The following is a 15,132-nucleotide window of genomic DNA, read 5'->3' on the forward strand; positions in this document are numbered from 1 at the left end:
GCGGATGCAGTACCGGCCCGGGCTGCTGGCCGGCTTTCTCGCCAGCACCGGGCTCGAATTCGGACCGTTCCTGTAACAACCGCCCTTAATGATCTTTAGCGGGAGCAGGATCGTGTCCAGCGGTGGGCTCCAGTCCGCCCGGAGCTGCGTTTTCGTCATCGCAGTGGGGGTCCGTGGGAGTGCCCCGACGAGGGGCTGAACAGAACGTGACTCATGTCGGTTCGTCTAAATGTCGTTGCTCAACTGCGTGTGCGCGGCGATCCCGGCGCGCGAGCGCGTGGTCACCTGCGAGGAGGTCTTCGAGCTGCGGTTTCGCCGACCGACGTCGGGCAACCGGCTCCTGCGCCGTGCATGAGAGGAGCCTTCGCGGGTACCCAGCGCTTCTCGGGTCCCCCGTGTGAGCCCTATCGGTGCCGTCGGTGCTCACCACGGTGGCCGGGTTCGCCCTGGCCGGTCTCGTCGCCACGCTGATCCCGGCCGTCTACCGAGCGGCCGACGAGCTGCCCGGGCTGCCGCACGGGCTGGGGCTGGCAGTGATCAACTGGCTGCGGCGGATCGGTTTCCTCGTCTCCCCGCCGCTGATCGGTGCCCTGGCGGATGCGACCAGCCTGCGGGTCGCCCTGCTCGCGGTCGTGCTCGCCGGAGTCGGCGCCCTGGTCCTCGGACGATCCCTGCCGGGCCGGCCCTCCACGGCCAGATCCGGCGGCTGAATCGCGCGCGTCCCTCGGCCGGTGTCACGACGGCGCCGGGGGGAGGGGAAGAGCTCCTCCCGGGCCTGTGCGGCCGTTCGGTCAGCCCTCGAGCGCTTCACGGTCTCGTGCGAGACGGCGCGGGCGACGGCCGGCAGGCCGATGAGCTACTCGACGATGCGCCGGTCGTCGTAGCCGGTGATGACCCCCTCGGCCTCGAGCCGCTTGACCCGGTGCAGGCACGGCTCCCGCTCGGCATCGCCTTCGGGGACCTGGTGCCCGTCCCGGTGACGAAATCCCTTGTCGGAGGCCTGCGGTGGGGCGGACCGTGTGCTGCGCATGTCCCGGCCCCGTGACTGCGGAGCCCCGTCCACCGGAGGTCCCCCCGTGCGTGCTCCTCGACTCGGCGCCGTCCTGGCCGCCGCTGCCCTGCTCGTGCTGTTCACCGCCGGCCCGGCGCTCGCCGAGCAGGTGCGGCTCACCGCCTCGGGGAGTGGGGCGGAGGAAGTCCCCGCCCCGGGCGAGGCCGACGCCACCGTCCGGGCCGACATGACCGTCGACACCGAGACCGGCTCCATCACCTACACCGTCACGGTGTCCGGCAACGACGAGCCGGCGGCCGCCGCCCACATCCACCGGGCGCCGCGGGGCCAGGCGGGCGACGTCGTCGTGCCCCTGGACCCGGCCGCGGTCAACGAGGGGCGCCAGGCGACCGCCACCGCCGACCCGAGCGTGGCCCGGGAGATCGCCGAGAGCCCGGAGAACTTCTACGTCAACGTGCACTCGCCGAGCTTCCAGCAGGGCTTCGCCCGAGGTCAGCTGCAGGCGGCCTCGCCCGGGTCGGTGCCGGCGGGCGACGGGTCCAGCGCGTCGGACCTGCCGGCGCTGGTCGGCGCGGGCCTGCTGATCGCGGGCGCCGGCGCGGTGGCCCTGGGCGTGGTGCGCCGTCGCCGTGGCGACGCCGCGGCCTGAGCCGCAGGAACCGGCGGCCCGACGCGGCCGCACAGCTGAGGGCGGGTGCCGGTCGGCGCCCGCCCTCAGCCGGTGGAAACGGGGTCGAGGACGGCGACGACGTTGCTGTTCCAGCTCCGGGCCTCGCGGTCGTAGGTGCCGCCGCAGGTCACCAGCACCAGTCGCTCGGGCCCGCCGGTGCCGAAGAGCTCGGCGGCGGGCAGCGTCTCCTTCTCGACGGTCGTCACTCCGCGGAGGACGTACGTGGCGACCGCGCCGTCGGCCCCGGTGACGGCCGCCCGGTCGCCGGGCTCCAGCCGCACGAGGCGGGCCAGCGGCCCCTCGCCGTAGCCGTACATGTCCAGGTGCCCGGCGACGACGACCGAGCCGGCGCCCTGTCCGGGGCGCACGCCGCGCCACCAGGCCAGCCGCGCCGGGTCCTCGGGCGGGACGAGCGCACCGTCGGCGTCGACCCCGGTGGCGACCAGCGGAGCGTCTATGTCCAGCGACTCGACGAGCAACCGCTCGGGGACGAAGCCGGAGGGAGCCGGGGCGGGTGGCGGCACGGACACCGCAGGGGGCTGCCCGACCGGTGGAGTGGCCGGCGGAGTGACCGTCGGGCTCGGATCGGCCGGTGCGGTGAGCACCGAACCCACGTCGGCGGCCACTCGTGGTTCCGGCCAGACCAGCAGCGCCGTGCCGCCGGCCGCCAGCGCGAAGCCTGTGACGAGCAGCGCCGTTCCCCTCCGCAGGTGCCGCCGGTCCGCCACGCCGACAGTGTGCCGCGGGCGCGTGCCGTCGTCTCCGCTTCCGCGGCCGGTCAGCCGCTCGTGTGCCGGGCCATGAGCGCCGCGGGGTCCGGGAACGGCTGGAACCCGTGCCGCGCGTAGAGCGCGTGCGCGTCGGCGGTGAGGAGCAGCTGCATCGAGGTACCGGCGACGGCCGGATGCTGGAGCGCCGCGTCGACCAGGGCGCCGGCGAGGCCGCGGCCGTGGCGGCGACGACGGCCGGATTGTCCGTGGTGCCAATCGTGCGGGGGCCCCGGGGGCCCCGGGGGCCCCGGGGGCTCCGGTTCGGCGCGGCGCTGCCCGACCTACGGATCATGAACGTCACGGCTGCCGCACCGGCTGCCACAGAGGGGGGTCGCCCGATGCTCCTGTTGGGGCAGTCGAACGGCCGCGTCTCGGTGCTCGACCCGGCACTACTGAGCCGGGTCGGAGAATCGGCGGCCGCCGGGCCGGGGCAGGCATCCGCCGTTTCCGCGCATTGTGTGGCGTCCGGTCCGGTGGCGGGCACGGTGGTGATCGCCGCGGCGGGCGGGGTGCTGCACTTGACGGACACGCAGGACGGGACGGTGCGAGCTACCAGCCCGGGCCATCCGCCCATCGAATGGATGACGACCGTCCGGGCGCGGGGCAAGCCCTGGCTCGCGGTGTCCGCGGATCGTGGATACGTCCTCCTCAACGAGAACATGGCACGGACGGGAGGAAGCGGTCTCGCCCACTACCGGTGCGCCAGCGTGCTGTGCGACGAGCAGGGCGACCTCCTGCTTCTTGGTGGGCCAAACGAAGCCGTCGACGTCTTCGATCCCGAGACTGGGAGCGTCCTGGGCTGGGGCCAGCGCAGCTACGTGGCGAGCGCCTACGTGGCAGCCATGAGGTACTGGCGGTCACGACCGCCCGGGTCGGTGCCCGCACATTGGTGTTCTCCGGGGGCGTGGACGGGCGAGTGCTGACCCACGAGGTGCCGGCGGGCGGGCTGCTCCGGGACGGCATCCAGAAGACGGTGCTGCGGCTGCGCCGGGACATGGAGGTAGAACACGAGCACTACGTCACCGCCCTGGCGGTGCTGGCCGGCGACCGGCCAGTGCTGGCATCGGCCAGCTCCGGCCCGTACCGCCGAGGCCCGTACATTCGGCTGACCAAGATCGACGGCTGTTCGCCCCTCTCGGACATCGAGCGGCCGCACGGGTCTGGCGCGGTGCGGGCACTCGCCGTGGCTGGCGACGTGCTGTTGTCCGGCGGTGACGACGGCATGGTGCGGCTCTGGCGAGTCGGCGACTCTGAAGCAGAGGCAGTGGACACGATTCCCGTCGAGGCTCCGATCCGCTCGATGGCCGTCCTCGGGGGCCCAATCGGCGAGACCACGGTCGTCGTTGCCACGACGCTTGGGGTTGCCGGCATCCGGCTGCCGCGGCCTGGCCTGCGGGGTGACCGGCCGCCCCGCAGGCCAGGCCGGTGGACAGCGCCCCTGCGGGCCTCTGCGTCCGCTTCACGGCACGGAGGTCGGTGGCGGGGACGCGGAGTCCGTCGTCCACGACTTGCTATCCGACCTGGTCCCCGGGGTGCTGTTCGCTGATGAAAGTGTCCCTACTCCTGCCGGGATCCGCACCGGTAACCGAGCGTGGATCCACGACCATCCTGCGATCGTTGGCGCTGCCGTCAGTGGCACGGGGAGCAAGTCCGGCGTCCCTCTCAGTGACCCAAGGACCGCTCGACGACTGTGCCCAGCGAGGTTGATGCGGGCGCGTTCCCAGACATATGTCTCTGCGCACAGACGTCGCTGTCCTGCGGACTGCGTGCGGACTGGTCGCCCGGGCTACCTGACGGACCCGCCGGGTGGCGTGGCACCAGGCGCCGCTTCGGCTACTCGGCCGGCTCAGCCGCTTCCGCCAGTCGGTTCAGGCAGGCCCGGCCGAGGTCCGTGACAGCCCAGCGCCCGGGGCCGCCCCAAGACCCGAAGCTCATGCCGAGGCTGACGGGGACGACCAAGTACTGGCCCTCCAACACCTGCATCACCGAATCCAAAACATCCCGGTGACCCGGCAGGCGCTCGAGCACATCGTCACGAGACATGCTGAGAAGCTCCGTGCCCTTCGCTGGCTCGGCCTCGGCGTTGGCGTCGGCGCGCCTGCGCAGCTCGTCGAGCACCTGCACGTGCGATGCCTCAAGGTCGGCCAACGCGGTGCTGAGGATCTGCGCCTGGTCAACAGTCGCCTGCCCATCAAGGCCAGCAGCCAACACCCTCCCGAGCGCCCGGACCTTCGCTTCTAGCGTGGTGCGCATGGCGGCCTCGAGCGTCCGGGCTGTCAGCTCCAGCCGCGCGTCATCCGCCGTGGCCAGCTTCTCCAGCCGCTGGAGGCTGCCAACCTGCTCGGCCGCGGCGTCGAGGGCCCGTGCGCCGCGATCGCGGCGGCGGGTGAGCGCGTCGGAGCTGATGCGGATGCCGAGGGCGAGCGCCGGGGTGAGGGCGCCGGCGCTCGGGGTGCCGGTGGCGGCCAGGTCGACCAGGCCTGTGCCGGCGGACGCGACGACGTCGGCGATGGCGTCACGGAACCGCTGGCTCGAAGTCGGGGGAGGCTGCTTGCTGCAGTCCGACACGGCGAGGAACGCTACCGACCCGTGGGCAAGTTCCTCGCGACCTGGCTCGCAGCTCGCGTCGAGGACGGACTCCGGTCCTCAACCGCCCTGTCCTACCGCCGATACATCGAGATGGACCTCGTGCCCGCGCTCGGGCACCTGCGGCTCGGGGACCTCGGGCCGGGACGCGTTGGGAAGGTCCTGCGCGACCTCCGGGCAGCCGGCCGCGGAACGACCACGGTCCGCCGCATCCACGCCACCCTGCGCACCGCCCTCACGTCGGCCCGGCGGGCCCGCTTGGGCTCGTACAACGCGGCCACCGACGCGGCCCTCCCCGTCGACCGACGGCCCGGCGGCGCGCTGCGAGGTCCCGGCCGACTCCGCGAGAAGAACCCTCGCCACTCGTCGTGAAGGCGGCGCACTACGCGGAGGCGGCCAGCGAGTGGGACGGCACCGGAGCCCGGCCTCGGCCATTCAATGCCGGTGCCGCCGCTGATGCACGATCGCGCCCACGGTGCCGGGGCACGGTCGGCCCTCGAGGAGCGGGCCCGAAAATCTGGACATGAGGTAGTTCTCCCCGTTGTCGAGGGCCCTCCCAGGGGTCCGAAGTCCCACGGTTCCGTCCCATGGCCATCCCGGCACGCTGGGCGGCCGTGGTCACGCTGGAAGTCGGCGGCGAGCTCCCCGCGGCGGACGTCGATCGCCTGGCGCCGCGAGGACCACCTGGCCAGCAGCCGCGGGTCCATGCCGACGATTTCGCGCACCGGCCGCCTGCCCGGCTCGTCCCCGGGGCGCGGTGCGAAGCGCAGGCCCGCGCCGTCGACCAGGTGGGCCTCCAGCCGGGTGTTGTACCGCTTGGAGGCGGCGACGACCGCCTTGTGCAGCACGCGGCCGTCCAGTGCCCGCCAGCGCCCGTCGCGGGTCTGCACCTTGTTGCTCACCGCCACGTGGGTGTGCAGATCCGGATCACCGGCACGGGACTCGCGGTGGGTGAACACGGCGGCCACCAGTCCGGTGGTTTCCACCTGGCGTACGCCGGCGTGGCCGAGCCGGGTGAAGCAGGCGTGCTGCTCCAGCCAGCCCAGGACGTCGGCGACGGCGGCCGCGTGCGCTTCCTCGATCCGCGTGGCCAGCTCGCGCGGGGCCAGCGCCCACAGCGCCGAGACGGACTTGACCGGGGAGAAGGTCAGGTCGTAGCCGGCCACCGCCGTCGTCGCCGGCCGGGAGGCACGGGCGATGAAGCCGGACAGCTCGCGGGCATCGGTCGGCGGCCGGCCGTACGCCTCGCCGAACATGGCTCGAGCCAGCTCGCTTCGGATCCTCGCCCGCTCCTCGGCCAGAATCGGTGTGCCAGGAGGGAGGCCGTCGGCGGCGTTGACCGCGGCGTACCTCTCGGCGCACCTGGCCCGGAATCCTCGAGGGTCCGGCGCGAAGTCGGGGAAGGGCTGTCCGAGCGCGCCGGCCGCCCGCGCCTCCTCCGCGCTCAGCCCCTTCGCCAGCGCCCTCTGCTCCAACCGGGCCGCGTCCGGGTGCCGTCCCTCTCCGAAGAGCGCCCGCATCTGCTCTTCGCCGACCTGTTGACCCGGGGACATGCCGCTCAGGCCGGCCAGACCGCCGCCGGCCCACACCCCGGGGGACTCCCCGCGCTGCGAGTAGTAGTCGCCCAGCCCGGCATGGCCGCGTTCGGTGGTGTCGAATGCCGCCACCTGCCGGGTGAGGTACGTGTAGCCGTCCCCGGCGGTCAGCTTGTGCAGCGACATCACGGCCGCGGACGGTAGGAACGCGACCTTCAGTCGCCCTCCAGTCCATCTCCAGTCCGATTCACGCACGCCACGCCATGTCCCAGCGGATCGTGGCGGCGATGACCGCGGCGAGCGCCCGTCAGGCTGGTGTCCTCAGGGCTGCCTACCGGCCGCGGCGTGAGATGCGTTGCGTTGCGAGCTCGTCGTGTTGCGCTCGCGTCCTTACGGGTCCTCGCTGATCAGGCCGACGGGTCGGTGGAAAGGTGGGCGTGGGTCGTCCTTGCCGAGCGGGCGCCTGCCGTCTCGCCGGCGTCCAAGGGCGTGGCTGCCACCCAGTTGAGCGGGCGCCTCGGCGACCAGATCCGACGGTGCAACAGGTGTGTGGCACTTGATCTTGTGCGTCTCCAGTACGGGGGAGGCGAGAGGGCTTGGGCGCCAGGGGGCGTCGCAGGAGGTCCTCTCGCGGTCAGGTTGGTTGTTCGGTCGGTGGCTCGACAACCTGCTGCGGTCAGCCTCCCTCCAGCGACTCTGCCAGGGCCACCTGTGCCGCCACATGGTTCAGGGTGGCCTGCCAACGGATCACGCGACGCTGCGCGGTGAAGTTGCGGAGCGCCCGGACGACCAGGTGATGACCTTGGACTTCCAGCGGGGAGTCGGAGTACTGGACCTCCCGTCGACCTCCGCCCCACGGCGAGCGCGTCGACCCGTGGGGCGCGGTGATCCCCGGGGTGCGCAGGGTGCCGCCCCGCCCACCAGCGCCTCGCCTCCGGCACCCGCGATCGCGCACCAAGCACTCACCGCGACAGCAGGGTTGCTCGTGATCGCGGCCTACGCGGTCGTGCCGCTCGTCGCCTGTGCGGTCGTGCTGCGCCGACGCGATGCCTGAACGCCACCAGTCGGTCTCACCCGGTGTGTTGATCAGGCCGCCTCCGCGTGGTGCCACGGTGGTGGCCAAACTGCAGCGTTCAACGTCGTTCGTGACAGGTCACGGGCGACCGAGCATCGGCTTGACCTGCTGAAACTAACTCCGGTGGACCTCCGCGGACCCCCACCAGCCGCCCGGGCAGTTCGGGCGCCCCACGGGCTTCGCTGATGCCGCTGCGGTGCGGGCGAAGGAGCGCTGGTTGGCAGGGAGTGACACCGACGTCGCTGGTGGGGCCCCGATCTGCGCCGTCCAGCGACCCTGGCGACGCCTGCGGGCCGCATCAGCCGAGGGGTGCCGCGGAGCAGCGGCAACGGCCGCCTATCCCGGCTCTGGGTCTGGACGACCTCGCCGGTTTCCGGCGTCATCCGCTCTGGCGCGTCTCGGACGCGGGGTGAAGCATCGCCGATGAGGTTGCCGGCATTCAGCAGCCCCGTCCCGGCGGCCGATCCCACGGGGCGCTCACCCTCACCAGGATCGCGAGGAATAGATGCCGTTCAATCCACTGCAGGAGAAGGGGATCCCGCTCGAGGAGCAGATCCGCAACTGGCGTGAGCTGAACGTCGAGCCGTTCGACCCCGACACCGTCCACCCGTACACCCGCTGCCGGGTGATCACGATGAACGGCATCGAGATGGAGTCGATCCTCTTCAGCCACAACTTCGCCCGGCACACCAACGACACCGAGCTGCGCCGGCAGCTCGCACTGTCCCGCTACGTGGAGAGCCAGCAGCAGCGGGTGGTGAACTGGCTACTGCCCGGGTGGTCGTCCGTTCTGGAGACCACGATCGCCTACGAGCAGGTCGCCACCGACCTCACCAGCTGGGTGGCCCGCAACGAGCCGGATCCCTACCTGCGGCAGGCCTACGAGTTCGGCGTCCTGGAGGACTTCGACCACCTGTACCGGTACTCGAACCTGTACGAGATGATCGAGCACCGCAAGGCGGAGAAGATCGTCGACGAGCTGACCGAGGTCATGCCCGGCCGGCCCACCAAGGTCGAGCACCGGCACCCGTTCGACAACGTCCGGGAGAACTACGACAAGGAGGCGGCGGCGCCGATCTCCAAGCTGCACCAGCTGACGATCACCGCGGCCGAGCAGCAGACGCTGAACTTCTACGCCAACGTCGGGCCGCAGTATATGGAGCCGATAGCCCGGCAGCTGTACCAGGAGATCGCCCTCATCGAGGAGGAGCACGTCACCCACTACGAGTCGCTGCTCGACGGCGACCAGACCTGGCTGGAGCAGCTGCTGCTGCACGAGTACAACGAGTGCTACCTCTACTACTCCTTCATGGAGCAGGAGGTCGACCCGAAGATCAAGCGGGTCTGGGAGACCCACCTGGCGATGGAGATCGGGCAGCTGCAGGCGGCCGCGGACCTGCTGCGCCGCTACGAGGACCGGGACCCGGCCGAGCTGCTGCCAGCCGAGGTGCCGAACGTCCTGCTCTTCGAGCCGAACAAGCAGTTCCTGCGGGATCTGCTGGCCACCCAGATGGACCTGACCACGCTGGGCACCGGCTACGTGCGCGAGCAGCACGAGCGCTTCGTGAAGATGCAGGAGCGGCTCCACGGCGGCGAGCAGCCTCCGTCGGAGCGGGTGGTCGCCGTGCACGAGGAGCGGTTCGGCGGCGACTACCGCTCGGAGCAGGAGGGGCCCCACCCGGTGGAGGCCTTCCGGCAGCACGCGGAGGCGCGGGCGTGACCGCCACCGCGAAGAGGACCATGCCCTACGGCGTGATGCCGGCGGCGGACGTGGTGGATCTGCTGCTTCAGCAGCACGGCCGGATCCGGGACCTGATGACCGAGGTGATGGGCGGCTCCGGTGACCAGCGGCGGGCGGCGTTTCGGCAGCTGGTGCGGTTGCTGTCGGTGCATGAGGCCGCCGAGGAAGAGGTCGTGCACCCCGTCGCGCGCCGGCACGCCGCGGCGGGGGACTCGATCGTCGCTGACCGGCTGCAGGAGGAGCACGACGCGAAGGAGCTGCTCGAGCAGCTCGACGGCATGGATCCCGACGCTCCGGACTTCCTGCCGCTGTTCCTGCGGCTGCGCGACGCGGTGATCACCCACGCCGTCTCCGAGCAGCGCTACGAGTTCAACAACCTGCGCCACAAGGCCAGCCCCGCCGAGCTGGCGGGCATGCGGCTGCTGGTGCAGGCCGCCGAGAAGGTGGCGCCCACTCACCCGCACGCGGGGGTCGAGTCGGCCACGGCGAACATCGTCATCGGGACGCCGACGGCGATCATCGACCGGGCGCGGGACGCCATCCGCGCCGCCCGCGAGCGACTCCCCCGCTCCGGAGGCTGAGTCCAGCGGCCCTCTACGACGCGGGCTCGGCACTCGTCGTGCGCGCCGGCCCCGGTCAAACCAGGCAGCCACGCTCGGCTGCCCGGCTTGTCCGGCCACCAGCGGGCCGGACGTCGGGGAAGACGTCGTTCCGGTGACATCCGCACAGCCGCCCGGATGTCACCGCCGTCTCGTGGCCGGCCAGGCCGCCCAGGCCATGTCGCCTCTAATCGGTGTGGCTCAGCGCCTCTAGCACGGCAGCCGCGCCAGTTGCCGCGACCTTCCTTCCGAAGTAGACGTCGGTGGTCATCGAGGTGTTGGCATGGCCGAGCTGGTCGGCCGCCGCCCTGGAGGAGAGGCCGGCCTGGTCCATGAGGGTGGCTACGGTCTTGCGGAAGATATGGGAAGTCACCCAGTCGAAGCCGGCGGTGGTCAGGGCTTCGCGCAGGTCTGCTTGAGTGTTGGACGGGTCACGCCAGCCGCCCAGGGGGGCTGGGAAGACCGGGCTGCCGCGGCGGTTCGACTCTGTGGCGGTTCGCGCGGCTCGATCGCGCAGCATCGTGACGCACCAAGCCGGCAGGACGAGCGTCCGGGCACCGGCGTCGGTCTTTGTCGGCTTCACCACCAGACCCTGTCCGCCGATCCGCACCGCGGTCGCCCGCACCGCGACAGCGCCGGCGTCGAGGTCCACGGCGTCCCAGGCGAGGCCGCAGGCCTCGCCGATGCGCAGCCCGGTGGCCATCAGGAAGTCCACCAACTCGGGCAGGTCGCGGGCGATGGCCCGGTCGTCGTAGGTCAGCGCCGCCCGCAGTTGGCGCAGCTGCGGCACGGTCAGCGCCCGGGGTGCCTGCTTCGCCTTGCCGCCCGTCCGGGCCAACGCCCTGACGGGGTTGTGGGTCAGCGCATCGTGACGCGCGGCCAGAGTGCACATGCCCGAGAGCACCGAGCGGCACATCCGAGCGACCGCCGTGCCGTGGTTCTGGGCGACCAACCGCAGGTGCCGGTCCACCACGCCGACGCTCAGCTCGCGGATCCGCAGCTGCCCGACTCCCGGCAGGATCTGCCGGTCCAGGCGCAGGCGGTACGCCTCCATGGTGGTGGGGGACAGGTCCGTGAGCCCGTCGTACCAGGCGTCGGCCAGCGCCGAGACCCGACTGTCAGCGCTGATGTGCCCGCGCGTCGAGACCCCGGCACGGTCCCGCAGGGCCAGCTTCAGCGCCGCTTCGGCTGCGGCTTTCGTCCTTCCCCGTCGCTCGACGGCCCGCACCCGGCCGTCGAAGTCCCGATGCAGCGCCCGCGCGCGGTAAGCGGCCTCGACGCGATAGCAGCGGATGGATCCGGAGGTCCCCAGCGCCAGGGGAGGGCGTCCCATGGCCCCACTCTAGCCCCCATTTTACTCACCGAAAACGACGGCGAACATGGGGGCGCAGCGGTCTCCTGCGGTCACCTCGTGGCTTCCACCAGCAGCTTAGCGGCCACTGAGGGGCACTACAGGGCGCCCATGGCGCCATGGAACTTGTAATCGGGCGTTGGGGGTTCGAGTCCCCCCGTCGGCTCACACAGCTCCCGTCGGCTGGCTGCCCGGTCGCGGTTGACCAGGCCCGCGAGGTCGCCGGTCGTTGCGGCGGGCGGACGAACGGCGAGGAGTCGGTAGGGCGGTCCCGGGACGGGTCAGCCCTGCCTGCCGTGACCACAGCCGTCGGCCCCCGGGGCCGGACCGCCCGGTGATCGGGGGCGGACCTCAGCCGCCGGGCTGCCGGGCCGGGACGACGTCGTCCTCCCGCGCCGCGGTCGGCAGCAGCAGCGTGAACACCGGGGGCGACACCCGGGTCAGGGTCAGCCGGCCCTGCTCTGCCTCCACCAGCCGGCGGGCCAGGGCGAGGCCGATGCCGTGTCCGTCCCGGCGGTCGGCCTGACGGGAGAACAGCAGGCCCTCGGCGTCGTGGACGCCCGGGCCCTCGTCGGCGACGTCGACCGCCACGGCACCAGGGGCCTCGCGGACGGCGACCGTGACCGTGCCCCGTCCGTGGGTGACGGCGTTGTCGACCAGGACCCCGAGCACCTGACGCACCGCCGCCCCTGACGCCCGCGCGTCCGGGGCATCCGGGTCGACCCGCACCTCGAGGTCGCGGCCGTGCAGCGCCAGGCGCGCACCCCACTCCGGCGACAGCTCCCCGATCAGCGTGTCCAGGTCCAGCGGCTCCACCCGGCCGGCCGGCCCGCGCCGCTCGGCCCGGGCCAGGGTCAGCAGCTCGTCGATGATCGCCTCGAGGCGGTCGGCGTCGACCAGGGTCGCGGTGATCGCCGGTCGGGGGTCGGCGTCGGGGCGCTCGAGCGCGGCTTCCAGGCGCAGCCGCATGCCCGCCAGCGGCGTCCGGAGCTGGTGAGAGGCGTCGGCGGAGAAGGCGCGCTCGCGGGCGAGCAGGTCGTCCAGGCGCATCGCGGTCGCGTCGAGCGCGGCACCCACCGCGTCGATCTCCTGGATCCCGCCCCGGTGGCTGCGGACGCTGAAGTCCCCGTCGCCCAGCCGCCGGGCGCTCTCCTCGAGGTCCTCCAGCGGCCGGGCCAGCCGGCGGGCCTGCCGCCGCCCGACCAGCCAGGCGATCGCCACCGCGGCGGCCGCCAGGCCGGCCATCGCCGCCCAGAGGAAGCCGACCTGCCACAGCACGGTGGCGCGCGGGGTGGCCACCAGCACGGCGCCGACCACCTCGTCGGAGTGCGTGACGGGGAAGGCCGCCACCAGGAGGTCGCCCTCGGTCCGCGCCCGCACCTTGCCGTCGAGGGCGCGGGAGAGCAGCCGGGAGTGCTCGCCCGGGACGGCGCCGGCCAGCCGCTCGCCGTCGTCGTCGTAGACGGCCACGGCGTGGTCGTCGTCGTCGAGCTCGAGGTCGCCCGGGTCGATCGGTTCCTCGGCGTAGACGTTGCCGGAGACGTCGATCGCCACGTCGCCCGCGGCGCGCACCAGGTGCCCGCGCTCGTGCTGCACGGAGTACTCGAGCACCGCCACGGCGAGCGGGATCGCGAACAGGCAGGTGGCGAGCACGGAGGTCAGGACGGCGAGGGCGATGATCCGGGTGCGCACGGGCGTGTCCTCCCCCCGGCGGTCGGCGGTCACGGTGCTCGGGACCGTCAGCGTGCTCCGCCTGCCGAGCGCTGTCACCGCATCCCGCCGCGGTCCGACGGGTCCCGGAGCCGGGGGAGGGGTGCCACCATGCCCGCATGGTCGGTCGGGTCCTGCTGGTGGAGGACGACGCATCGATCGGCGAGGTGCTCGCCTCCAGCCTGCGCAGCCACGCCTACGACGTCGTCTGGGAGCGCACCGGCGGTGCGGGCCTGGCCCGCGCCGCGACCGGCCCGGTCGACCTGGTCCTGCTCGACCTCGGCCTGCCCGACCTCGACGGTGTGGAGGTGTGCCGGCAGCTGCGGGCGACCCAGCCGGGGTGCGTGCTGGTGATGCTGACGGCGCGCTCGGCCGAGATGGACGTCGTCGTCGGCCTGGAGGCGGGCGCCGACGACTACCTGGTCAAGCCGGTCCGGCTGGCCGAGCTGCACGCCCGGCTGCGTGCGCAGCTGCGCCGCGGCGGCATGGGGACGACGGGGCCCGCCGTCCGCGCCCTGGGCGACCTGGTGGTCGACGTCCCTCGACACCGCGTCACGGTGGCCGGCGGCGAGCTGCACCTGCGGCCCAAGGAGTTCGACCTGCTCGCCCGGCTGGCCGCCCAGCCCGAGGTGGCGCACAGCCGGGAGCAGCTGATGGCCGACGTCTGGGACGAGAACTGGTTCGGCTCGACGAAGACCCTCGACGTCCACGTCGCGGCGCTGCGGCGCAAGCTGCAGGAGGTCACCCCGCCCGGCCGCCGCGTCCCGCAGATCGTCACCGTGCGGGGGCACGGCTACCGGTTGGAGCTGGCGGTCCCCGACGACCGGTAGCCGGCAGCCGGCCGGCCGAGGGCACCCGGCGCCGCGAGGGCCAGCGCCCAGGTGGCGGCGCGGGAGACGGTCCCCCCGCTGATGTTCGGGACGCCGGCGTCGGCCAGGCGCTCGACGCCGACCGGCCCGCCGGTCAGGACGGCGTGCACCGTGTCGAGCACGATCTCGAGGCAGCGGTGCGGGTGCGGCGTGTCCCGGGACACGTGCGCCTCGACGGTGAGCAGCTCGCCGCCGTCCGGGGCGCCGGGGCGCTCGTCGGCCGACCAGCTCGGGACGATCGAGGACGGTGCCGGCGGCTGCGCCCACTGCAGGGCGGCGGCGTGGTTGAGCAACAGGGTCGCGAGCACGGGGTCACGGGTCAGGAGACCACCGACCAGGAGGTGCAGATCCGTCATCGCCGTCCTGCCGGGGGTGTCGGAGGGGCCGGGGAGGGGCGCCTCCGACGCTAGGCGGTGGGGGGCCAGCGTGGTACCAGGGCCGGGTAAGGACTCGGTAAAGCCCTGGTCACGTGGTCAGGCGGACGGCGTGCCGCTAGCGTGGGCGCCCGGCCGGCGGCGAGACGACGACGCCGGGAGCCGAGCCCAGGAGGCGGTCGTGTCCGACCACGTGTACCGGCTGAGCGAGATCGTCGGCAGCAGCCAGACCAGCGTCGACGACGCCATCCGCACCGCCATCCGGAAGGCCGCGCAGACGGTGCGGCACATCGAGTGGTTCGAGACCAAGGAGATCCGCGGCCAGGTGGTCGACGGCGACGTCAACTACTTCCAGGTGCGCCTGGCCATCGGCTTCCGCGTCGAGGACTGACGGCCCCGCTGCAGGGTCCCGCCGCGAACTCGTGAGCGGTGGGGGGCAGCGGGGTCCTCAATCGAAGCTGCCGGCGCCGTCGCGCCGGTAGGGGGAGCGGCGCTCGAGTTGCTCGCGCTCGCCGCGCTCGGCCCGCAGCCGCGCCGCGGTGCCCGGCGGGTAGCCGGCTTTGGCCACCCGGTGCTCCGTGGTCTCGACCATGAACGCCGTCGAGAAGATCAGCCCCATGAGCAGCCCGCCGCCGGCGGCGGAGAGCCGGTAGACCAGCGGGACGGGGACGACGGCGACGCACAGCACCAGCACCGGCAGCAGCTGCACGACCGCGCGCGTCAGGTGCCGGCGCACCCAGCCCGGCTCGGTGGTGTCGGCCAGCACCCACGGGGAGAGCTCCCGCGGCAGCCGGCCGCCCAGCGCGTAGCGCACCCACTGCAGCGGCGTGGGCCGGCGGG

At 73.0% G+C, this 15,132-nt stretch carries 15 protein-coding genes; 7 read left to right on the forward strand and 8 right to left on the reverse strand.

Going from position 1 to position 15,132, the window contains the following annotated elements:
• Positions 1-419 precede the first annotated feature (419 nt).
• Complete coding sequence (locus CNO22_RS19510) at positions 420-710, forward strand: MFS transporter (protein ID WP_198588452.1); 291 nt, start codon at positions 420-422, stop codon at positions 708-710.
• A 146-nt stretch (positions 711-856) separates the two neighbouring features.
• On the opposite strand, the gene CNO22_RS27855 is transcribed toward CNO22_RS19510, so the two are convergent.
• Positions 857-1,030, reverse strand: coding sequence for a hypothetical protein (locus tag CNO22_RS27855; RefSeq protein ID WP_157937022.1), 174 nt, complete (start codon positions 1,028-1,030; stop codon positions 857-859).
• Between the two features lie 46 nt (positions 1,031-1,076).
• Here CNO22_RS27855 and CNO22_RS19515 point away from each other — a divergent pair, with 46 nt between their 5' ends.
• Entirely contained in the window at positions 1,077-1,661 is a 585-nt protein-coding gene (locus CNO22_RS19515) for a CHRD domain-containing protein (protein WP_157937023.1), read from the forward strand.
• 65 nt (positions 1,662-1,726) lie between these two features.
• Here the strand turns inward: CNO22_RS19515 and CNO22_RS19520 are convergent, their stop codons facing one another.
• Entirely contained in the window at positions 1,727-2,410 is a 684-nt protein-coding gene (locus CNO22_RS19520) for a class F sortase (protein ID WP_100500939.1), read from the reverse strand.
• A 380-nt stretch (positions 2,411-2,790) separates the two neighbouring features.
• Between CNO22_RS19520 and CNO22_RS19525 the strand changes: the two genes are divergently transcribed.
• Positions 2,791-3,375 (forward strand): hypothetical protein, encoded by a 585-nt coding sequence (locus CNO22_RS19525; RefSeq protein WP_157937024.1) that lies wholly within the window; start codon positions 2,791-2,793, stop codon positions 3,373-3,375.
• A 910-nt stretch (positions 3,376-4,285) separates the two neighbouring features.
• Here the strand turns inward: CNO22_RS19525 and CNO22_RS19535 are convergent.
• Together CNO22_RS19535 and mobF are read right to left on the reverse strand one after the other, a co-directional pair.
• Positions 4,286-5,020, reverse strand: coding sequence for a hypothetical protein (locus CNO22_RS19535; protein ID WP_100500942.1), 735 nt, complete (start codon positions 5,018-5,020; stop codon positions 4,286-4,288).
• Between the two features lie 92 nt (positions 5,021-5,112).
• A complete protein-coding gene (gene mobF, locus CNO22_RS19540) occupies positions 5,113-6,759 on the reverse strand; it encodes a MobF family relaxase (RefSeq protein WP_232807184.1) in 1,647 nt (548 codons plus the stop codon).
• Between the two features lie 1,394 nt (positions 6,760-8,153).
• Between mobF and CNO22_RS19550 the strand changes: the two genes are divergently transcribed.
• The gene (locus CNO22_RS19550; protein WP_100500944.1) at positions 8,154-9,368 is read left to right on the forward strand and encodes a hypothetical protein; all 1,215 of its coding nucleotides are present in this window, start codon (positions 8,154-8,156) and stop codon (positions 9,366-9,368) included.
• Complete coding sequence (locus CNO22_RS19555; RefSeq protein WP_198588453.1) at positions 9,365-9,970, forward strand: hemerythrin domain-containing protein; 606 nt, start codon at positions 9,365-9,367, stop codon at positions 9,968-9,970. The genes CNO22_RS19550 and CNO22_RS19555 overlap by 4 nt, the downstream gene beginning before the upstream one ends.
• Before the next feature lie 205 nt (positions 9,971-10,175).
• Here the strand turns inward: CNO22_RS19555 and CNO22_RS19560 are convergent, their stop codons facing one another.
• Together CNO22_RS19560 and CNO22_RS19565 are read right to left on the reverse strand one after the other, a co-directional pair.
• Positions 10,176-11,321 carry a site-specific integrase gene (locus CNO22_RS19560; RefSeq protein ID WP_100500945.1) on the reverse strand — a complete coding sequence of 382 codons (1,146 nt, stop codon included), beginning with the start codon at positions 11,319-11,321 and terminating at the stop codon, positions 10,176-10,178.
• A gap of 369 nt (positions 11,322-11,690) precedes the next feature.
• A complete protein-coding gene (locus CNO22_RS19565) occupies positions 11,691-13,031 on the reverse strand; it encodes a sensor histidine kinase (protein ID WP_100500949.1) in 1,341 nt (446 codons plus the stop codon).
• A 137-nt stretch (positions 13,032-13,168) separates the two neighbouring features.
• Here CNO22_RS19565 and CNO22_RS19570 point away from each other — a divergent pair, with 137 nt between their 5' ends.
• Positions 13,169-13,879: a response regulator transcription factor gene (locus tag CNO22_RS19570; protein ID WP_100500946.1), complete on the forward strand. Its 711-nt coding sequence runs from the start codon at positions 13,169-13,171 to the stop codon at positions 13,877-13,879.
• Here CNO22_RS19570 and CNO22_RS19575 read toward each other — a convergent pair.
• Entirely contained in the window at positions 13,843-14,274 is a 432-nt protein-coding gene (locus tag CNO22_RS19575; protein WP_100500947.1) for a hypothetical protein, read from the reverse strand. The two genes, CNO22_RS19570 and CNO22_RS19575, sit on opposite strands and share 37 nt — an antisense overlap.
• Positions 14,275-14,473: 199 nt before the next feature.
• Between CNO22_RS19575 and CNO22_RS19580 the strand changes: the two genes are divergently transcribed.
• The gene (locus tag CNO22_RS19580) at positions 14,474-14,683 is read left to right on the forward strand and encodes a dodecin (protein WP_012946977.1); all 210 of its coding nucleotides are present in this window, start codon (positions 14,474-14,476) and stop codon (positions 14,681-14,683) included.
• Between the two features lie 57 nt (positions 14,684-14,740).
• Here CNO22_RS19580 and CNO22_RS19585 read toward each other — a convergent pair.
• The coding region (locus CNO22_RS19585; RefSeq protein WP_100500950.1) for a DUF5313 family protein at positions 14,741-15,132 on the reverse strand (392 nt) is incomplete at its 5' end.

Origin of the sequence: Geodermatophilus chilensis (assembly GCF_002802985.1) — a bacterium.
In the GTDB taxonomy this organism is placed as follows: domain Bacteria; phylum Actinomycetota; class Actinomycetes; order Mycobacteriales; family Geodermatophilaceae; genus Geodermatophilus; species Geodermatophilus chilensis.